The sequence below is a fragment of the Psychrobacter sp. NPDC078501 genome, from assembly GCF_044900935.1.
In the GTDB taxonomy this organism is placed as follows: Bacteria; Pseudomonadota; Gammaproteobacteria; order Pseudomonadales; family Moraxellaceae; genus Psychrobacter.
Map to the genome: position 1 here is coordinate 81,589 of NZ_JBJDOS010000006.1, position 21,440 is coordinate 103,028.

At 42.5% G+C, this 21,440-nt stretch carries 19 protein-coding genes; 8 read left to right on the forward strand and 11 right to left on the reverse strand.

Translation table 11 applies throughout. The features are described from left to right. Positions 1–11 precede the first annotated feature (11 nt). The 9 genes from atpD to ACI2IW_RS10845 form a co-directional block, all read right to left on the reverse strand. Positions 12–1,445, reverse strand: coding sequence for a F0F1 ATP synthase subunit beta (gene atpD / locus ACI2IW_RS10805; RefSeq protein ID WP_057761998.1), 1,434 nt, complete (start codon positions 1,443–1,445; stop codon positions 12–14). 38 nt (positions 1,446–1,483) lie between these two features. Beyond that, positions 1,484–2,365, reverse strand: coding sequence for a F0F1 ATP synthase subunit gamma (gene atpG, locus ACI2IW_RS10810; RefSeq protein ID WP_102093132.1), 882 nt, complete (start codon positions 2,363–2,365; stop codon positions 1,484–1,486). A gap of 216 nt (positions 2,366–2,581) precedes the next feature. Then, positions 2,582–4,126, reverse strand: coding sequence for a F0F1 ATP synthase subunit alpha (gene atpA, locus ACI2IW_RS10815; RefSeq protein ID WP_057762002.1), 1,545 nt, complete (start codon positions 4,124–4,126; stop codon positions 2,582–2,584). A 93-nt stretch (positions 4,127–4,219) separates the two neighbouring features. Then, positions 4,220–4,843, reverse strand: coding sequence for a F0F1 ATP synthase subunit delta (locus tag ACI2IW_RS10820; RefSeq protein ID WP_057762004.1), 624 nt, complete (start codon positions 4,841–4,843; stop codon positions 4,220–4,222). Between the two features lie 13 nt (positions 4,844–4,856). Further along, positions 4,857–5,327: a F0F1 ATP synthase subunit B gene (locus ACI2IW_RS10825; RefSeq protein WP_101205956.1), complete on the reverse strand. Its 471-nt coding sequence runs from the start codon at positions 5,325–5,327 to the stop codon at positions 4,857–4,859. A 117-nt stretch (positions 5,328–5,444) separates the two neighbouring features. Next, positions 5,445–5,693, reverse strand: a complete 249-nt coding sequence (atpE, locus tag ACI2IW_RS10830; RefSeq protein WP_010197960.1) for a F0F1 ATP synthase subunit C — start codon at positions 5,691–5,693, stop codon at positions 5,445–5,447. A gap of 33 nt (positions 5,694–5,726) precedes the next feature. Next, positions 5,727–6,593, reverse strand: a complete 867-nt coding sequence (gene atpB / locus ACI2IW_RS10835) for a F0F1 ATP synthase subunit A (protein ID WP_101205957.1) — start codon at positions 6,591–6,593, stop codon at positions 5,727–5,729. Positions 6,594–7,270: 677 nt separating this feature from the next. Continuing rightward, positions 7,271–7,669 (reverse strand): ATP synthase subunit I, encoded by a 399-nt coding sequence (locus ACI2IW_RS10840; RefSeq protein ID WP_102093133.1) that lies wholly within the window; start codon positions 7,667–7,669, stop codon positions 7,271–7,273. Between the two features lie 277 nt (positions 7,670–7,946). Then, positions 7,947–8,840 carry a metal ABC transporter solute-binding protein, Zn/Mn family gene (locus tag ACI2IW_RS10845; protein WP_404693638.1) on the reverse strand — a complete coding sequence of 298 codons (894 nt, stop codon included), beginning with the start codon at positions 8,838–8,840 and terminating at the stop codon, positions 7,947–7,949. A 210-nt stretch (positions 8,841–9,050) separates the two neighbouring features. On the opposite strand from ACI2IW_RS10845, the gene ACI2IW_RS10850 reads away from it, so the two are divergent. The 6 genes from ACI2IW_RS10850 (at position 9,051) to gluQRS (ending at position 14,745) form a co-directional block, all read left to right on the forward strand. Further along, positions 9,051–9,629, forward strand: coding sequence for a Fur family transcriptional regulator (locus ACI2IW_RS10850; protein ID WP_404693639.1), 579 nt, complete (start codon positions 9,051–9,053; stop codon positions 9,627–9,629). A gap of 78 nt (positions 9,630–9,707) precedes the next feature. Beyond that, positions 9,708–10,505 (forward strand): metal ABC transporter ATP-binding protein, encoded by a 798-nt coding sequence (locus ACI2IW_RS10855; RefSeq protein WP_404693640.1) that lies wholly within the window; start codon positions 9,708–9,710, stop codon positions 10,503–10,505. 111 nt (positions 10,506–10,616) lie between these two features. Beyond that, positions 10,617–11,420, forward strand: coding sequence for a metal ABC transporter permease (locus tag ACI2IW_RS10860; protein WP_114701802.1), 804 nt, complete (start codon positions 10,617–10,619; stop codon positions 11,418–11,420). 316 nt (positions 11,421–11,736) lie between these two features. Beyond that, a complete protein-coding gene (locus tag ACI2IW_RS10865; protein ID WP_404693641.1) occupies positions 11,737–12,576 on the forward strand; it encodes a metallophosphoesterase in 840 nt (279 codons plus the stop codon). A gap of 493 nt (positions 12,577–13,069) precedes the next feature. Further along, positions 13,070–13,507: an RNA polymerase-binding protein DksA gene (gene dksA, locus ACI2IW_RS10870; protein ID WP_057762021.1), complete on the forward strand. Its 438-nt coding sequence runs from the start codon at positions 13,070–13,072 to the stop codon at positions 13,505–13,507. Between the two features lie 242 nt (positions 13,508–13,749). Continuing rightward, positions 13,750–14,745: a tRNA glutamyl-Q(34) synthetase GluQRS gene (gluQRS, locus tag ACI2IW_RS10875; protein WP_404693642.1), complete on the forward strand. Its 996-nt coding sequence runs from the start codon at positions 13,750–13,752 to the stop codon at positions 14,743–14,745. A gap of 132 nt (positions 14,746–14,877) precedes the next feature. Here gluQRS and ACI2IW_RS10880 read toward each other — a convergent pair whose 3' ends face one another. Next, positions 14,878–16,074 carry an FtsW/RodA/SpoVE family cell cycle protein gene (locus tag ACI2IW_RS10880; RefSeq protein ID WP_182176715.1) on the reverse strand — a complete coding sequence of 399 codons (1,197 nt, stop codon included), beginning with the start codon at positions 16,072–16,074 and terminating at the stop codon, positions 14,878–14,880. Positions 16,075–16,351: 277 nt separating this feature from the next. Continuing rightward, a complete protein-coding gene (gene murD, locus ACI2IW_RS10885; protein WP_404693643.1) occupies positions 16,352–17,776 on the reverse strand; it encodes a UDP-N-acetylmuramoyl-L-alanine--D-glutamate ligase in 1,425 nt (474 codons plus the stop codon). A gap of 708 nt (positions 17,777–18,484) precedes the next feature. On the opposite strand from murD, the gene ACI2IW_RS10890 reads away from it, so the two are divergent. Beyond that, positions 18,485–19,984 carry a SulP family inorganic anion transporter gene (locus ACI2IW_RS10890; RefSeq protein WP_057762027.1) on the forward strand — a complete coding sequence of 500 codons (1,500 nt, stop codon included), beginning with the start codon at positions 18,485–18,487 and terminating at the stop codon, positions 19,982–19,984. A 174-nt stretch (positions 19,985–20,158) separates the two neighbouring features. Beyond that, positions 20,159–21,013, forward strand: a complete 855-nt coding sequence (locus ACI2IW_RS10895; protein WP_057762029.1) for a universal stress protein — start codon at positions 20,159–20,161, stop codon at positions 21,011–21,013. Positions 21,014–21,440: the final 427 nt, after the last annotated feature.

A 21,440-nucleotide genomic window follows, 5' to 3' on the forward strand; every position in this document is an offset into this window, starting at 1 on the left:
GCTTATACAACTTACGCTGACTTAGACTTCATTTTTTCAGCTTTAGCGACTACTTCATCGATGCTACCAGCCATGTAGAACGCTTGCTCTGGTAGGTCATCGTATTCACCAGCGATGATTGCTTTAAAGCTAGCAATGGTATCGCGTAGTGGTACGTATTTACCAGGTGCACCAGTGAAGACTTCGGCTACGTGGAATGGCTGAGACAAGAAGCGCTGAATCTTACGAGCACGATAAACAACCAGCTTATCTTCTTCTGATAACTCATCCATACCCAAGATAGCGATGATGTCTTTAAGCTCTTTATAACGCTGTAGAACTTCCTGAACACCGCGAGCAACATTGTAATGATCTTCACCGATTACTTGTGGATCTAACTGACGTGATGTTGAATCCAATGGATCAACCGCAGGATAGATACCTTGTGATGCAATATCACGGCTTAGTACAACTGTTGCATCTAAGTGAGCAAACGTTGTAGCAGGTGATGGATCGGTCAAATCATCCGCAGGTACGTATACCGCTTGAACTGAAGTAATAGAGCCTGACTGAGTTGACGTAATACGTTCTTGCAGTAAGCCCATCTCTTCAGCTAGTGTTGGCTGATAACCAACCGCTGACGGCATACGACCAAGTAGTGCTGATACTTCTGTACCCGCTAGTGTATAACGGTAGATGTTATCAACAAACAATAGTACGTCACGACCTTTGCCAGTAACAGGATCTTTGGTATCACGGAAGTACTCAGCCATGGTCAAACCAGACAGTGCAACACGTAAACGGTTACCCGGTGGCTCATTCATCTGGCCATATACCATTGCTACTTTAGACTTACTGAAGTCTTCAGTGTTTACAACGCCAGCTTCCTGCATTTCGTGATAGAAATCGTTACCTTCACGAGTACGCTCACCAACACCAGCAAATACTGACAAACCTTCATGTTTTAGAGCGATGTTGTTGATCAGCTCCATCATGTTAACGGTTTTACCAACACCAGCACCACCGAACAGACCAACTTTACCACCTTTAGCGAACGGGCAAAGTAGATCGATAACTTTAATACCAGTCTCTAGTAGCTCAGTGCTGTTTGACTGATCCGCGTAGCTTGGCGCTTCACGGTGGATAGACCATTTTTCGTCAGCAACAACAGGACCTTCTTCATCGATAGGACGACCAAGAACATCCATGATGCGACCTAGCGTACCAGTACCTACAGGCACAGAGATAGGTGCGCCAGTATTAGTAACAGGTAGGTTACGCTTTAAACCTTCGGTTGAACCCATTGCAATAGTACGTACGATACCATCACCTAGCTGTTGCTGTACTTCTAGGGTAGTTTCGGTACCATCTACTTGCAAGGCATCAAAAATTTGAGGAACTTCATTACGGTTGAACTCAACGTCAAGAACCGCGCCAATAATCTGTACAATACGACCGCTACTCATTGCGTTCTCCTTGAACTTCTATATATAGGTGTAGTCAATTATGAAACAGCAGCAGCACCGCCAACGATTTCCGAGATTTCTCGGGTAATCGCCGCTTGACGCAGCTTGTTATAAACCAACTGTAAATCGTTAATAAGGTCACCAGCATTATCTGTTGCCGCTTTCATCGCAACCATACGTGAAGACTGCTCAGAGGCAATGTTTTCCATTACCGCTTGATAAACAATCGACTCAATATAGCGACCAAGCAATTCATCAATCAAAGTCTTGATGTCAGGCTCGTAGATATAATCCCAGCTAAGTTCTGTCTGTAGACCACTGTCTTCATCATCAAATGACTGCTCTGGTAGAGGAACCAACTGATTGACTGTTGGTTTCTGAGTCATCGCATTGACGAATCGGTTGTAGACCACATAGATACGGTCAATATTGCCGTTACTATAGTCTTCAAGCATCGCTTGAACCGGTGCATTTAATTGTTCAAACGTTGGTTTATCGCCATAATCGGTCACAGCCGATGTAACTTTACCACCAAAGTTTTTAAAGAAACTCACACCTTTGGCACCGATGACTGCAAACTCAGCTTGTACAGACTGATCTTGATAATCTTGGATACTTTTAGTTAGGGCTTTGAATAAGTTAATATTCAAACCACCCGCTAGGCCACGGTCAGAGGTAATGACAATATAGCCAACCTTATTGACTGGACGCGATACCATATACGGATGTTTGTAGTCTGATGAGGCATGCACCAAATGTGAAATAACCCGGCGCATACTATCAGCATACGGGCGACCCACTTCCATGCGCTCTTGTGCACGGCGCATTTTACTTGCCGCTACCATTTGCATAGCACGAGTAATTTTCTGGGTGCTTTTAATACTGGTGACTTTGGCACGTATCTCTTTTAAGCTTGCCATAATGATTCCAATATAAGAGGGTTAAAAAGCATTGGCGCATGCGACAATCGTTCGATATACAACATCAATCCTACAGAATAACATTTTATATCTTGTGGCATTACGCGATCTAATACCGGTAATGGTTAAAACAGTGGCGCAAATATCTGGTCAGACAACGCGCCACTTTATCAGCTCTAAGCTACAGTTATAACCAATTCGGCTTAACCCGTTAAATTAATAACTGTGATTTTGTTTAAAGGTCTCTAGAGATGACTTTAAACGACCTGCGATATCATCATTGTAGTTCGCAGTGTCATCAATTTCACGCATCAATTCACTTTGCTCATCATGCATATAACGTAGGTACGCTTCTTCGAAAGAACCAATCTTTTCGACAGGTACGTCAGCTAAGAAGCCTTCGTTTGAAGCATAGATAACGGCTGCTTGCTCAGAGATTGACATCGGCTGATATTGCTTCTGCTTCATCAATTCAGTCACACGCTCACCATGATCAAGCTGCTCGCGAGTTGCGTCATCAAGATCTGATGCAAACTGAGCGAATGCTGCTAGTTCACGATACTGAGCTAGAGCGGTACGAATACCACCAGATAGCTTTTTGATGATCTTAGTCTGAGCGGCACCACCAACACGAGATACCGAGATACCAGCGTTTACTGCTGGACGGATACCTGAGGCGAATAAGCTAGACTCTAGGAAAATCTGACCATCAGTGATCGAAATCACGTTAGTTGGTACGAATGCAGATACATCACCAGCTTGTGTTTCAATGATTGGTAGAGCGGTTAAAGAACCAGTTTTACCTTTCACTTCACCGTTAGTGAACTTTTCTACATAATCAGCATTTACACGTGATGCACGCTCAAGTAGGCGTGAGTGTAAATAGAATACGTCACCAGGATAAGCTTCACGACCTGGCGGACGACGTAATAGTAGTGAAATCTGACGGTAAGCAACTGCTTGCTTTGATAAGTCATCAAATACAATCAGTGCATCTTCGCCGCGGTCACGGAAGTATTCGCCCATCGTACAACCTGAGTACGGTGCGATATACTGAAGTGCTGCAGGCTCTGATGCTGAAGCAACCACAACAGTGGTATATTCTAGTGCACCAGTTTGCTCAAGCTTACGTACGACGTTAGCGATAGTCGAACGTTTCTGTCCGATAGCCACGTATACACATTTAATGCCTGACGCTTTCTGTGCGATGATCGCATCGATAGCCATCGCTGTTTTACCAGTCTGACGGTCACCAATGATAAGCTCACGCTGACCACGACCAATTGGGATCATAGTATCAACGGCTTTATAACCAGTCATTACTGGTTGATCTACTGATTGACGGTCGATAACGCCTGGAGCGATCTTTTCGACTTTATCAGTCATCTTGGCATCGATAGGACCTTTGCCATCAATAGGATTACCCAAAGCATCAACAACACGGCCTAACAGCTCAGGACCTACTGGTACTTCAAGAATACGACCAGTACAATAGGCTTTTTGACCTTCTTGCAGCTTTAGGTAATCACCAAGTACTACCGCGCCAACAGAATCACGCTCTAAGTTTAGAGCCATTCCGTAGATTTCGCCTTCAAACTCAATCATTTCGCCGTACATGGCATCTTCAAGACCATGAATCTGCACGATACCGTCAGATACTTTGACAATCGTGCCTTCATTCTTTGCAGTTGCACCCGCATCAAGGTCTTGAATACGCTGCTTAATCAGGTTACTGATTTCCGCTGGATTCAATTGTTGCATTGCCTTGTTTCCTTTAATTTATGATAACCCGCCCACTGACTTAATTGCTCTTATAATCATACAGTCAATATTTGACTGTATTGATGATTGGCATTAGGCAGTTAGCTGTGTTTTTAACTGTTGTAACTTGCCGCGCATCGAATCATCAATGACTTTGTCACCGACTTTGATTGTAGCGCCTGCCAATAGACTTGGATCAACTGATTCGTGAATCACTACACTAGCATTTAGCGAGGCAGCAAGACGCGTTTGTAGCGTTTGACGCTGTTCATCAGTCAATGGGTAGGCAGAGGTCACATATGCGTCAAGCTGCTTTAAGCTTATTGCCTTGTGACGGCGATAATGCTCATAAACTTCAGGAAGCAGCGCCAGACGCTCTTGTTCTGATAACTGTTTAACGAAGTTACTAAGTGCTACTGATACTTTTGGATAGCTTACGTTACTGTCAAGGCTAGTCCCTTGAGCTTCGCTTAATAACTGCTTAAAAGCAGAATCATTAGCGCTAGCTACTTGCGTATCATAAAGATCGACCAAAGCAGCTGACTTATGCTCAGCAGAAACAGCTGGATTGTCTAGCCAAGTACTGAACGACTTGTCATTGACAACAGTGCTAGCAACAAGTAAGAAGTTTTCCCACTCGTTGACTGCGCCGTTTTCGTTGGCATAGTCAAACGCGGCTTTAGCGTACGGTCGTGCTAAGGTTGATAAGTCAGCCATTATATCCTCACAATTACAGCTTCGCCGCCAGTTGGTCTAACATACTGGCATGTTTTTGCACATCGACTTTGTCTTGCAAAATCTTCTCTGCACCAAGTACAGCCAGTTCAGCAACTTGGGCACGTAATGATTCACGCGCTTGATTGATTTCTTGATCGATAGATGCTTGCGCTTGTTGACGAATGCGCTCGCCTTCCGCTTGGGCTTGCGATTTTGCATCTTCGACGAGCTGATTGGCACTCTTGTTCGCTTGCTCGATTAGAGCGGCAGCCTTGGTCTTTGCAAGATCAAGTTCCTGCTGGACATTTTGCTCCGCGGTCGCCAAATCTGCTTTTGCTTTTTCTGCGGCATTCAGACCTTCAGCAATTTTACGCTGACGCTCATTGATGGCACCGATAAGTGGTGGCCACACGAATTTCATGCAAAAAATCACAAATATTGCAAAAGCAATGGCTTGACCGACGAGGGTAAAATTGATATTCACGTGATCACCTCTTTGTTAATGAAAAATCAGTTTCATTGATCATGTTTGGTAGTCAAATCTTGACTATATTTGATAGAAAGTCTCCGAATACCAAACATTTACAACTGAGCTTTCGGATTAACCTGCTAGAGGGTTAGCGAACAACAATAGCATAGCAATACCAACACCGATCATCGGAATAGCATCAAGAAGACCTGCTACGATGAACATACGAGTTTGCAATTGTGAGCCAAGCTCTGGTTGACGCGCAACGCCTTCTAAGAATTTTCCACCTAGAATAGCAAAACCAATACCTGTGCCAAGTGCGCCAAGACCGATAAGTAGTGCTACTGCGATAACTGTGTAACCACCTAATACTGGATCCATTGATGTATCCTCATTTACCTATTGAATGTCTAATTAATGTTCAGTTGATGATGCAAGCGACATGTAAACTATCGTCAGCATCATGAATACGAACGCTTGAAGTGTAATAACTAAGATGTGGAAGATAGCCCACGGTACCGATAACGCCCATTGAATCCAAAACGGCATTAGAGCAATCAGTATGAAAATCAATTCCCCAGCATACATGTTGCCGAATAGACGCAAACCAAGTGATACAGGTTTGGCTATTAGAGTAACTGCTTCTAGGATGAAGTTGATGGGAATCAAAATCGCTTGTACGATTGGGTTTTTGGCGCCAAACGGATGTAGTGTTAACTCACCGATAAAGCCGCCCAAACCTTTTTCTTTAATGCTATAAAAGATAATCAGTGCAAAGACAGAGAACGACATGCCAAGCGTGATGTTAGGATCAGTCGTTGGAACAATCTTAAAGAAAACATGATGTGGATCATGGCCCATAGCGGCACCGATTTGCCCAGCAATACCTGGAATGAAATCAACAGGTATCAAATCCATCAAGTTCATCAAAAAGATCCAGACAAAAATGGTCAACGCCAATGGCGCAATCAGTTTTGATGTACCACTGTATGAATCACGAACGTTGTTATCAACAAACTCAACGATCATCTCAACTGCTGCCTGAGTTTTTCCTGGCACGCCTGAAGTGACTTTTTTGGCAACCATCCAAAAGACGGCGCAAAATAAGATACCTAGACCAATCGACCATAGCATAGAATCAAGATGGATAGCGTTAAAGCCCATTGCCCCTGCTTCTTCAGCAGTATGAGCAACTTTCCAACCTTCGCCCGGCAGATAGCCATACGTCCAATTCGTTAAGTGGTGAGAGATATATTCTGATGATGTTTGCTCGGATGCCATAATGTAAGCTTCTTATTAATCAACGATTTAATCAACTACCAAAAATATGGTTGTCATCTGATGAGGTGTAGTATTTATATCTATCTTGCTATTAAGCAGACAAATAAACCGTACTAAATCACTCATGTAACCAACAACATCCAACCCATAGTTCTATTACTAATATGCAGTATTTGATAGCGTGAGATAAATTTTAGCTATCAAAAAAGGGCTTATGATAACTCAGTAATAGCCCTTGCATTTTTATACGCAAAATTATTATATATGTGCTTGCCCACTGACCGTTTTTTTACGATCGGCGCTTAATGTAGCGCTTATAAGCAAAATATTTAGCCGCCTATATTAATGCAGCGTTGTATTCGTGTAAAGTCAATTGTGATTTTTTTATCCACTGTATGAATAAGTTAGCCACCAGTTTTACTTGCTAATATAGCTACTAACCATAATTAGATAACAGTACTCTAATTATCAGCAATACAGATAGTTGAATAACCCCTACCCTCTCACTGCATACTACGTCTAACATTGAGACTCATAGTGCGGTCTTTATAATCACTGGTGCTATCCTAAGACAGCGTTGTGCTTCGACTTTTCGAACTAGTCATAGAGAAGCTGGACGGCAGGGTGACTTGCCAGTACTATTAATAAACCATCTGTTTAGCGATCATTTATTAGCGCTAGCGTATATGCCACAACATCCAACTGTGACTAATTTGCATTACCATAAAACCGATAAACAGCGCTGGCGCAGATAGGGGTTGTACGGTAATAAAAATTAGTGCAAAACCAAACACGGTCAATAACCATTTTGACATTTGACCCCGATATAGCTGGCTAACGATGTGTTGGCGCGCGCGATATCCGGTGTACCAAAAAATAAAAAACGCAAATACTGCTTGAGTGATAAAACTTAGTAGCGCACCAATTGCAGCGCTTTTTGCTATCGTAAGCTCACTATGTAGCCAAATAGTATCTACTATCCAAGCAATGATAATAAGGATAAATAGTATCCATGCTTGTCGTTTAATATAAATGCCAATCTTGTCTTTTTGCGTGCGTTTGGCAGGCTTGGTCATCGGTATTCCTATAGCCCTTACAGCATTGGGACAATATATCATACTTATGATAATTTTATCCGTGAATGACTTACTCTACAGGCATTACCTTTCGGCCAAAATAAAACGCTACTTATTATAGGTAGAGCGTAACTATTAAGCAAGTAAAATATGACTTTTATCAGTCACCTAACGCATTTTGCTAAGATTATTATATTATTTAGTCTGTAATAAATGCTTGAAGCGAAGCTATACAACCAACTTAAACAATCCTAGCAAATTGCTGTTCTTGATTACATTACGAGATACATTGATATATCTGTTTGGCCATACTCTGCCAACCGCTGATAAAGTCATCACTACTACTCATATCTTCGGGTTGTACCGTACTTTTCACTGGTTGCAATTTCGCAAGTAAGCCTTTTGCTGGCTCACTTGGACTAACCAAACACATTTGCTTGGCTGGGCGCTGCTCCTTCAACCAACGGAGTTGGCTTGCTTTGGGTGATAGATGATGATCCACGCTAAGGCTACCTACGAGCGTTAAGTGTAAGCTGTCTTCGATATATTGATAAGCATCATGATAAGCCCAATAAGGTCGTGTTTTTGAGGCACTTTGAATAGAGGTTTGCTCAAATGCAGTAACTTCTTTGTCTAGTTGCTGTGCAAATTTTTTCGCGTTGGCTTGGTATAGATCTTTATATTGCGGATTGGCATGGCTATGAATTACAGCCAATGCACGAGTAATGGCTTTGGCATTTTCAGGATCTAGCCAAATATGTGGATCTAGTGTGCCCGCGATAGCGTCGCCCTTTACATCACGTAATGGATGACGATTGAATGCATCAAACTCAAATAAAGCAATGGCATTCGGGGCTGTTTTTAGGCTTGCTGCTAGATTGTTTTCTAGCGGCTCACCGAACCATACGACGAACTTGCTGTCTTTGATTGCCTTGATATCACCTGGGCTGATACTACCATGATGACCCACCTCCCCCGCTTGCAATAGTCGATTGGCTGATGGCGCGCCTTCTGTTACTGCTTCACTTAACAAGAATAGCGGATAATTACTAACACTGACCGTTGCAGCTTGTGCATTCAGTGTGAAAGTTCCTAGAACTATCAGTCCTGTCATTAGCAAGCGCTGTAATGTGATAAGCGAACGTACGGAGTAAGTAAAAACAGCGTTCATAGTAAGCTCTTTTATTGTTAGATAGCATTGTTGGATAACGAACGTATAAGTAATAGTGTCCTGCCCCACTCCTGTGAAAAGAGTAGATATACAAGACTACTATAAGACAATTAACTCAGTTCTTATTTTAGTATGTTATACTATAACAATAAAAAACGCTATCATAAAAAATGTCATGCGATTACCATGCTATTTTTAGGAACTTGTACCATGTCTATTACTTCATCGATCTGCGAACATTTGCATGATGTGCAAGATCTGACTCCGCATGATGTCCATGAACGCTTAGCAGCAGCTAAAGAGCATTGCCGTCTAAATGGCGCGCGATTTACGCCTTTGCGTCAGCAGATATACCAATTGGTCTTAGAGGCAGATCAGCCCGTTGGCGCTTATGACCTAATCACTCAGTTGCAGCAAATGCGACTGTCTATACCTGATGATAGCGATATTCAAAAAGTAGCGAGCTCACCGACACTGTCAGTGGACACTAAGACAACCAAAAAACGCGCGCCGAAAAATGTCGCGCCACCGACGGTTTATCGCAGTTTAGAGTTCTTACTAAGTGAAGGGTTGATTCATCAGTTAACCTCTATTAATGCTTATGTTCCTTGCTGTCATCCTCGCGCCCAGCATACAGCTGCCTTCTTAATCTGCGATCAGTGTCAACGAGTGCAAGAATGCAGCAGCCTGCCCGTTCAGGAAATGATGAGCTTTGCCGAGCAAGATGTGGGGTTTGTGGTTGAGCGTAGCGTCATTGAGCTTAGCGGTCGTTGCCAAGCTTGCCAGTAAAATTAAAGCTACTATAGTTTGTGTAAACGTTTTAAGCATGATTCGTCGATTGTCTATTTACCTATGCGTTGTCATATTATGAATACCTCTACCCTACCTTCTAATCAGTCAAATACTGCTGTTGCGAATAGCAGTACTGTGAGTAATGCTGACAAATTATTGAGCTTAAACAATATCAGTTATCATATCGGGCCTCAACGTCTGCTCTCTCACATCGATATTGACATTGCTGTTAATGAGACGGTCAGCCTTATCGGTCCCAATGGTGCTGGTAAGTCAACGCTAGTCAAACTTATCTTAGGTTTGATTGAGTCAACTGATGGCTCTATGACAGCACATCAGCCGCTACAGCTTGGTTACGTACCGCAGCGATTTGCTGTGCCACCGATATTGCCACTGCGCGTTTGCGATTTGTTGGGGCAAGCAGATAAGAAACGTCTAACCACTGAGCAGCGGCAGTTTATCTTTGATAACTTATCATTAACGCACTTACTGTCACGGCAGATGTTGCATTTATCAGGTGGTGAGACGCAGCGCGTACTATTGGCCAGAGCGCTACTAGACAAACCCAACTTGCTTATTTTAGACGAGCCAATGCAAGGTCTCGATCCTGAGACTGAAGTTTGGCTATATCAGTTTATTGACGAGCTGCCTGATTTCTTACGTTGCGCCATGCTGGTGGTGTCTCACGATTTGCATTGGGTCATGAAAGGCAGCCGCCGCGTCATTTGTTTGAATAAGCATATTTGCTGTGAAGGACAACCAAGCGAGCTGGCTATTAGTACTGAATTTCAAAAGCTATTTGGTCATCATTATGAACAACCATACGTGCATCAGCCCCATGCCTGTGAACACCATGCACCAAGCGAGTTATAGCGTTAGTAATCAAGGCTCGAAATCGCTAAAATCTAGCTCATTAAAGCCAAAATATCAAACATATAAATAATACGGCTTTACTCTTTTATAAAAATTTTACGGACATTTATTATGACTGCTTGGTTAGCCATCATTGCGCCTGCTTGGATCGCTGGCAGTATATTAGCGTTGTTATCAGCGCCGTTAGGTTGCTTAGTATTATGGCGGCGCATGGCGTTCTTCGCTGATGCCTTAGCCCATGGCACGTTGTTAGGTGTGGCTTTGGCTGTGTGGTGGCAACTGCCAATGGGTATCGGCATTGCATTGATCAGTGTCATGGTCGTGCTGGGACTGGTCTTGATTGATGATGAGCGTCTGCCAGTGGATGCTGTATTGGCAGTCGTGTCAGTGTCGCTCTTGTGCCTAGGCTTACTGGCTTTGACCCAATTGACTGACCAACAGGCCAATGTGCTCGGGTTTTTATTCGGCAACTTGCTAGACCTTGATTGGGCAGATTTGCCTTTGCTTGCTGGTAGCGTGTTAGCTGGCTTGGGACTGCTTATTTATATTTGGCCCGCGCAAATCAAGCTGGCAACGCATGAAGCATTGGCACGTATTCAAGGTATCAACCCAACACGGCAACGGCTGTTTTTTATGGGTGTGCTGGCAGGGTTTTGTGCGATTGCACTACAAGCGGTTGGAAGTCTATTAATCAGCGGATTATTAGTGTTACCTGCACTGACCGCACGTCTATGGTCGGCATCGCCAAAACAAATGGTGATTATAGCGTTGATAATCGCTCAACTAGGTGTGACACTTGGTGTGTGGGGTAGTATTTGGCTAGATATTCAGACAGGTCTTTCTATCGTCTTGATATTAGCTGCTTTATTTTTTACTGCACTCATTTTTTCGAAGCTAATAAAGATAAAACTTTAGTTAGCGTCGCTGTAAATACGTTATAATAAATAAAACATGACTGTTTTTCGCTACCTTTTTGTTCGACTTTATTTTATTAATATAATGAATGCTTTAGCTCGATAATACTATAAGGTGGCTCTAGACTTTAAATTTGCTATTGCTAGTTGATAGTATAAATATCGTTGATTCGAGTCAAAGTAAGCTCTAGGCAAACGCTGTGCTCTTTTATAGTAGATTCATGATGATTATAAATACCCAGTGAAAAATAGTAGCTCATTTATCCAGACTCGCGCTAACAATACTTATTGTTGTGATTCGATAAGGGACTGAACCAATGCCAAATTATCCTGCCAATAAGTTAAGCACCTCTGACCAAACGATAAATATTTTACAGATTACTGATTTGCATTTATCGACGCCTGTCCTTGTTGATGAGAGTAATACCTATAGTGATGACGTGACTTGTCAGCATAGTTTTGAAGCCGTGCTTCAACAGGCGCTTAGTGAAGATATTCGCTGTGATTTGATTATTGTGACTGGTGACTTGGTCAATCGAGTAAAGTCTTCAATTTATGATCATATCTTTACTGTATTACAGGCGACTCAGATTCCTTTTGCTTGTATTGCTGGTAATCATGATGTGACGGACGAGAATGGTAAAGACTTGCCGTTTTTTCAGCGAGAGCTTGTCGCTCAGCCTGCTGACTCACGTTTGTTAAGTCGTCATGTCATTGAGACTGAATACTGGCAGCTGTTGTTATTAGACTCCTCCATTTCTGGTAAGGTCGCAGGCGAGATTACGCCTACTGATATCAATTGGTTATGTGAGAGACTCAGCACCTGTGATAAGCCCGCATTAATCGCCCTACACCATCATATTGTTCCAGTTGACTCTGACTGGATTGATACCCATATGGCAGAAAACACTGAGAGTTTTTGGCAGCATATGGCACCATTTGAACAGCTACAAGTGGTGATTAGTGGGCATACTCACCAAGAGCAAGTTCGACTGCGCCAAGGCGTCACGGTGTACAGCACGCCATCCACCTGCTATCAGTTCAAACCCTACGAAGATGATTTTTCTTATGATGAACATGCATTACCAGGATATCGCTGGTTGCAATTAGCCAACAATGGAACAGTTGCAAGCTGGGTTGAAAGACTGGATACTTGATGCCCAGAATTATTGGTACTAGTAAAAGCTATAACCCTTTATACTTATAGCTTTCGTCAATAATTCCTAATCAAAAATGCAGTGATGAACAAATAAAAGATGCATTCAATATAAAAAATCACTTCATTATTATTACAAACAATGATACAACTTATGAAATAAAGCAAGGGTGGCCAAATATCTAATATGAAGTCACTGCACGATAGCTAGGATGGCCCATTAACCACAAGCTCAGTTTTCACAATCAATGACCTACGGCATGCTTTAGACAGTATTATTAAATACCGAAGTTTATATAACAACCTATCTAACAATCGGTATATAACTGTCAAGATATAAAGTCTACGATATTATTTGATCAGCTGTGTTACTTGTATTACCAAGTGGTGAAACGTTTGATAAAAGGACAAATTGTAGCGTTTGTAGCATTAATAACGTCTTGTCTTTTGATACGTCGTTTTATTGAATTAATTTGAAAAAGTAGGATACCCATATGAGCACCCTGACCACGAATCCGAGTGAAGTTAAATTTACTCCTTATGTGCCGGCCAAAGACGAAGAGTATATGTCTGATGCGCAGTTGGAGCACTTTAAGGCTATTTTATTGGATTGGAAAAACCAACTGATTGGCGAAGCGGATCGTACCAAAAACTACATCCAAGATGAGTCAAGCGCCATGCCAGACATCAATGACCGTGCCACTCAAGAAGAAGAGTTTGCATTGGCATTACGTACTCGCGACCGTGAGCGCAAACTTATCCGCAAAATTGACAAATCTATGTTAGAAATCGAAAATGATGACTATGGATTTTGTGAGACTTGTGGTGTAGAGATTGGATTACGTCGCCTTGAAGCACGTCCAACCGCTACCCAATGTATCGACTGCAAAACCTTATCTGAAATCAAAGAACGTCAAAACCAAGGCGCTTAGATCAGATATTACAGATATGAATGTAAGCAGAAGCGACCTTATAATAGGTCGCTTTTTGCATTTTAGACTGTCACTACTTTGCTGTATTGCTGACTTTGTTCTGAAAAACACAATCGCTTGAATAATGACATGACTAACAAAACAATCTCATTTAATGAATATCTTTTGATACTCATATTTATTATTCTATCTTTATTACCTCTTATAGACAGCCATTTATTTTGAAAACAATGCCTACCACCATGCCAACTCAAACGCCACCATCACAGCCCATTGGCCGCTTTGCGCCTTCACCAACGGGTGAGTTACATCTTGGCTCTCTAACCACCGCGCTTGCCAGCTTTTGCCATATCAAATCAATCGGTGGTAAGTGGCTGTTGCGTATGGAAGATACCGATACTGAACGCTGTGACAGGCAGTTCACTGAGCAAATTTTAATGGATCTTGAGGCACTTGGGCTACATTGGGATGGTGATGTTATTTATCAGTCTGAGCGCATTGATATCTACAACGATTATCTATCATCATACCTAGGGCCGTTGACCTATGGCTGCCAATGCTCCCGTAAAGACTTAGAACAGTACTGGGCGCAAGAAGAGATAAGTAGAAACCATAGTCGTGCTAGCTTAGCCGCGGTGACCGATCAAACGTCATTAAACGAACAAGTTTCATCAATTGATCAAGTACAGCCAAATAGACAGCGGTATCCACGTCGCTGTGTGGCAGCTGACCTTGATAGACAGCAGCATAAGCTACGTATTCGACTACCAGACTATCGGATTGGCTTCAATGACGGTATTCAGGGACTACAATGGGATAATCCGCAGCAGACACTAGGCGATATGGTCGCTCGTCGCCAAGATGGTATGATCAATTACATACTGGCAGCCAGTCTCGATGATGGTCTACAGCAGGTTACTCATATCATGCGTGGCCTTGATATTCTACCTATGACGACTGCACAGATCGGCATTATGCAAGCCGCCCGCCTACCCACTATTGACCAATGGTATCATTTGCCATTGATTAATAATGCTGACGGTCAAAAACTCTCTAAACAAAACCTTGCTCAACCAATCGACACATCAGATCCGAGTCAACTTATTGCTGAAGCCTTATCGCTATTACATCAAGCAAAGGTCGATGTCGATACCCCAGAAAACATGCTCAAACAAGCCATTGCTCAATGGGACAATACCCCACTACAAGGCAAGCAACAGTTAAACCTGTCCTATTAATAGGAGTTCAAAAGCTATAAGTAGACAATAAAAAGCGCCACTATGAGTGACGCTTTTATTGCAATAATGCTAGACGCTATTTACCGAAACTCTGAAGCTACATTATGCCAAGCCCATTGTATACAAAACCTATTAATAGTAACGGCATTGGCTTTTTTCTATTTCAGGGCTTTCTTTATATATCTTCAATAATAGCGCGACCATAACCAAGCTAATCAACATAGACGAACCGCCATAACTAAAGAACGGCATAGTGAGACCTTTGGTTGGAATGGCACCCATATTCATCGCAGCGTTAATAATCGTCTGGGCAATAAATACTACACCGATTCCGAAAGCGGTATAGCTCATACGCATTTGACGGCGTTTCAGCGCGTTGTAACTGATGCGCATCGCACTACCGATGATCAACGCTTCAAGTATCAGTACCATGCTGACACCGACGAACCCTAACTCTTCACCCGTAATGGCTAATAAAAAATCTGTATGTGCCTCAGGCAAATGCGACAGTTTCTGTACACTTTCGCCATAGCCGACACCTGTGAACTGGCCACGACCAAAGGCGATCAAACTACGTGCCAACTGATAATCGGTATCCTGCACGTCATCGAATGGATCCATAAACGACATCACACGCACCAATCGGTACTCTGCCGTAGTCACCATCAACACTGCACCGCCAACAGCAGCAGCACCCAAGGCTAAGAAATGCTTGTAAGGCGCCCCAGCGATATAAAAAATCGCGAACAGCGTACCAATAATGACGACAAAAGAACCAAAATCTGGCTGCGACAATAGCAGTATCGTTATCAGCGCCACTACCAACATAATTCGTAAAAAACCATCTAGGCCATTACGAACTTCAAAAGATCGGCGCACCACAAAGTCAGATACAAATACAATCATGACCAGTTTGGCTAACTCGGCTACCTGAAAGTTAAAACCGCCTACCGTAAGCCAGCGCTTAGAACCATTAATTGGCGTACTAAACAACGTAGCAACAAGTAATAGCCCTGTGATGCCTAACAAAGCAAACTGGGTCTCAGTTTTATAAAGTGTGCGCAAAGACACGCCATAATAAGGGATGACCGCAACGATTAAACCAATCGTCATATACAACAGCTGGTTTTTGAAAAAATACAGCTCAGTCATACCGCGGCTAAGCGCAAAAGGAATAGAAGCAGAAGCAACCATCAGCAGACTAAGCACCATCATACAGCCAACGCTCGATAATAAAATTGCGCGCGCTGACGGCATAGACAGAACACCGTCTGAGCCAGAGGTTTGCTTGGTTTGGGGCGAGGAACGAAAAAAAGAAGAGAGCGCCATAATTTTATATACACTAACAAACGAAAAAACACGGCGTCTATGAAACGCCACCGTTTAAAAAATCATAAAATAAATCGTACTAGATAGATGATAGAAAGCCCTTAACCATCGGCAAGCGCCTTAACTAGCATCTATTTCAGCAATCAGGATTATATGCTTGACAGTAGCAGCAATCTATAAGCAAAACAATCATTTATCGAGAAAATACTGGTTGTTGCTAGAGAATAGACATCTGCTATGCCAACCTATATAGCTGCTTAATATATTGGGCTACCTATCAAGCTTCTGATTGTGCGGTATCTAATTGATTGACCAATTGGCTAAAGTGGTCACCGCGAGCCGCATAACCACTATATTGGTCAAAGCTAGCACAAGCGGGTGACAACAATACAGCCTGTACTTGCGATAAACTACTGGTAGTGACTTGTTGGATAGTCGCAAAGGCATTCTCTAATGTCTGACACTGATGTAGTGCGACATCATCACTCAATTTCGCAGCTCTTAAGTGTTGTTCAATCTGCTGACCATCTTCACCAATAAACAAGACTTGGCTCACGTATTGATTGATAAAAGGCGTTAATTCACCAAACTGTTGACCTTTACCTTGCCCGCCTAAGAGCAGTAATAGCTTACCATCTTTTGGCGCATAGACTGCGCCCAAGCCTTCGATAGCGGCCATGGTCGAACCAATATTGGTGCCTTTAGAATCATTGAAATAATCAATACCAGCAGCATTTGCCACATATTGACAACGGTGTTCAAGGCCTGAGAACTGCTGCAAAGTGGTCAGCATACTCTCTAGCGGTAATCCTGCAAGCTCACCAAGTGCCAGAGCCGCTTGCGCATTCAGTAGATTATGACGACCTTTAATCAACAGTTTGTCTGCCGACAGTAATCGTTCTGTACCACGAGCAAGATAAGTTTGGCCCTCTGTGTCGGTAATCAGACCATACTGACCTTTATCAGGGGCATGAATACCCGTACTAATTCTCGGTAGATTGTCTGCGACCAATGGACGAGTAAGTGCATCTTCACGGTTAATCATCACCGATTTAGCACCTTGGAATATACGGTGTTTGGCTTGATGGTAGCCAAGCATATCTCCATGACGATCTAAGTGATCAGGCGACATATTGAGCACAGTTGCTACTTTTGCGCCCAAGTTGGTGACGGTTTCTAACTGAAAGCTAGACAGCTCAAGCACCGCAAGCTCCATATCAGGATTCGCTAGCAATGTTAAAGCTGGTACACCTATATTGCCGCCGACACCCACGTTAACGCCAGCATCTGCTGCCATTTGGCCAACTAACGTAGTGACCGTACTTTTAGCGTTAGAACCTGTAATCGCTACGATTGGTACGGTACACGCTTCACAGAACAGTTGAATATCACTAACTACAGGAATATTGGCTTGGCGAGCAGCAGCCACAGCGGCAGTCTCAAGAGAAATACCTGGGCTAATAATAATACGTGCCGCTTGCTGCAATAAATCGGCATCTATCGCACCAAACTGACGAATCTCTATCTCGGCTGGCAACTGATCGGCCAATTTAGGGGTAACTTGAGCATCAGTAACTGCGACTTGATAGCCTTGCTTGGCCAGATAATGCGCGACTGACAATCCAGACTGCCCCAAACCGACCACGACTTGTAGACCACTACCCTTATGAAGTAAGGCTTCTGTTGCTGTATTAGTGGTCATATCTATTCCTTCTATTAAACGAGAAAAATTGCATCAAATAAGTATGCTGTATAGCGACTCTAAACGACGCCGCTAAGATATGCAGCATCTTAACGCCATCGTTCAGATTTCGGTACTGATTTTTTATGAGTTTATGCTATTATTCGCCTGTTTTTATATTAAGTGGCTAATGCTATAATAGTCAGCTTGATTAATATTTATCAGTATTTTGCTGAGCGCATTGCTCAAGCATTTTAGTTTAGCATGTTGTCACATTTATCGCGCTATTGTCACGCCTCTTCATCAACGATTCTTGTTGTGATAAGGGTGTATCAGACAATTTTGATAATTTGACGAGTGATATATCACCTTCTACTACAGCAAGTGATTGCTGACTCTATATATTATTGTAGGTACATCTATCTAGTTGCCTATTTTAAGCAATCTTTTAAAAAATATTTTTAGGTAATTTACTGCCCTTATCATCGTATTGATTATTGATGAGCGTATTTTTGATACCAAAAAAATCAGTAGATACCTCGGTTATTAGTTAGATACCTCGGTTATTAGTTAGATATCTTGGTTATTAGTTTCTCACAATTCAACACAGCAACATGACTTAGTGCATGTTGAAGTAAAAGAAAAATGAATAGCTATTATTAGCGACGCGATCATTTTATAAATGAGTAATGATTACTTTTTTTGCCTCTAACCCTATGTAGTTTACTTATGACATCTTTTATTGATAACTTGCGTGACGAGTGGTTTTCCAATGTTCGCGGTGACGTTTTATCGGGTTTGGTTGTAGCCCTAGCCCTCATTCCAGAAGCCATTGCCTTTTCTATTATCGCTGGTGTTGATCCAAAGGTTGGCTTATATGCCTCATTTTGTATCGCGGTAGTGATCAGTTTTGTCGGTGGTCGTCCAGGTATGATTTCGGCAGCAACTGGCGCGATGGCATTGGTCATGGTCGATTTGGTTGCTGACCACGGTCTGCAATATTTGCTTGCCGCAACTTTGCTTTGTGGTGCCATTCAGGTCGTGATGGGCATTCTAAAGCTTGGTAATCTGATGCGCTTTGTCTCCCGCTCAGTGGTTATCGGTTTCGTCAACGCTTTAGCAATATTGATTTTTGCTGCGCAATTACCAGAATTAAACCCAATGACTGAGCGTGTTGGCATGACCGTTTATATCATGACGGCAGCTGGTTTGGCGATTATTTATCTGTTTCCACTTATTCCTAAAATCGGTCGCATCGTTCCTTCACCGCTTATTTGTATTGTAGGTTTGACCGCCGTTGCAATGTATATGAATCTCGACATTCGCAACGTTGGCAGCATGGGTGATTTGCCAGATTCATTGCCAGTATTCTTGTTGCCTGATATTCCATTAAACCTAAATACCTTGCTGATTATTGCACCTTATTCTATCGCGCTTGCCATTGTCGGTCTTTTAGAGTCTATGATGACAGCGACGATCGTCGATGAATTGACTGATACCCCAAGTGATAAAAACAAAGAGTGTCGTGGTCAAGGTATGGCTAACGTCGTATCAGGTTTCTTTGGTGGCATGGCAGGCTGTGCAATGATTGGCCAATCAATGATCAACGTCAAATCGGGTGGTCGTACACGTCTATCTACTTTGATGGCTGGTGTTGTTCTTCTTATTATGGTCGTGTTCTTAAGTGAATGGGTCAGTCAAATTCCAATGGCAGCCTTGGTTGCAGTCATGATTATGGTATCGATTGGTACGTTTAACTGGCAGTCTATTCGCGAGTTTAAGACGCATCCAATGTCGTTTAATATCGTTATGCTGGCGACTGTATTGACTACTGTCTTTACTCACAACTTAGCTTACGGTGTGGGCGTAGGTGTCTTGCTATCTGCTTTAGCATTTGCTAATAAAATTGGTCAGTTCTTAACGATCTTTAGTGAGTATGATGATAGCAGCAATACCCGTTACTATTATGTTCAAGGGCAGGTATTCTTTGCCTCTACCACCCAGTTCTTACATAGTTTCGATACTAAAGAAGCTGTAGATAGTATTCAGATTGATGTGAGCCAAGCACATTTTTGGGATGTCAGCGCTGTTGATACCTTAGACAAGCTAGTGATGCGCTTGCAACGTGAAGGCATTGATGTCAAAGTGGTAGGACTCAACAATGCGAGTCGAACACTAATTGATCGCTTCTCTGTTCATGACCGCCGAGACATTGGCTTGTTAGACTAAGCGAAACTGTTAAGCGAATCTACGCGGTTGCCATGTGGCTATATTCTTAGTCTATGGCTAATGTATCGGATATTAATAGACAGTTATATTGGTAAAAGGGTTGGATGTATTTTTCATACGCCAACCATAAACTGAGATAGCCGATTTTTATTACTAAAATGATGTGGTCGTTTTATGAGTAATTTAAAACCAGATAGTGTGATTGCTTGCTTGGACTGTCCTGATCATGTTCAAGCGGTACTAGAGGCCAGTATGTGGGCTTCTATTCGCCTGCGCGCACCTGTTGGCTTATTGCACTCGATGCCAAGCTTGCAGCAAAAAGCCGCTATTAATTACTCTGGTTGCCTCAATATTGATGACGAAAATGCTTTGCTCGAACAATTCACATCCAAAGAACATTTGAGCAACTGTGAGCTAAAAGCACAGGGCCGATTGCTATTATCTCAAGCAACCTCGTATTGTGAACAGCAACGCCATAAGCTAAAGACATATACACTGCATCGTCATGAGAACCTAAATCAGAGCATTGATTACGTCGATGACAAAGCACAAATGATCGTTATAGGTCATCATGTCACTTGCAAATCAACATTGAGCCAACTCATTCGAGTCAGTCACTGCCCCATTTTGGTGACACATGCACCATTTTTGCCCCCTACTACCGCTTTATTTGCGTTTGATAACAGTCCAACGTGCCATAAACTACTAAATTGGCTGTGTAAAACGCCACTGGTGCGTGCACTAACGGTTCATATTGTGATGGTTGGCAAGGAAACTTCTGATAACTGTGATGCGTTACGTGAAGCCTACGCCAAGCTCAAACAGGCGGGTATCAAATCTAAAAAGACATTGCTCGACTGCCGAGATGTAGCTGCAGCTTTGAACTACTATCAAAACCAACATGATATCGGTTTACTTATGACTGGGGCTTTTGGCCAATCTCGTCTACGCGAATTACTACAAGGTAGTGACACTAAAAAGCTATTGGTCAGTACAAAAACCCCTTATCTACTCTTTCCTAAAGCATAACGACGTATATATAAATACGCCTTAGTCCTTTATCTACCTAGGTTCAAGGGTCTGACTGCTATGTTAGTCTCTGCCGCTTATCTCTATTTTCTCTCTACCTTCCCACCATTCATCTTTGATACGCTTGCATGAAAAGGCCAAGCGAACGACCAAACTCAAGTTAGCAAATCGTCACATGAAATAAAGGGATAGCCTCCCCAAGCACTCAAAAAGTTGGTTATAATAAAGTTTTCGTTAACCAAACGCTAAAGATTGATTCACCTTTATTATGCTTGTAGCGATGGCTCTAATCGTTGCATCGTAGCCCATACTCTATGTTACTACTGTCATTACTTTTTAATGAATAACGCCAATTCTACCTCCCCCCTTGAGTAGGTTGGCACGGTTCTTGAATAACTTACAGTAAGCAAGGCAGAGATATGATAAT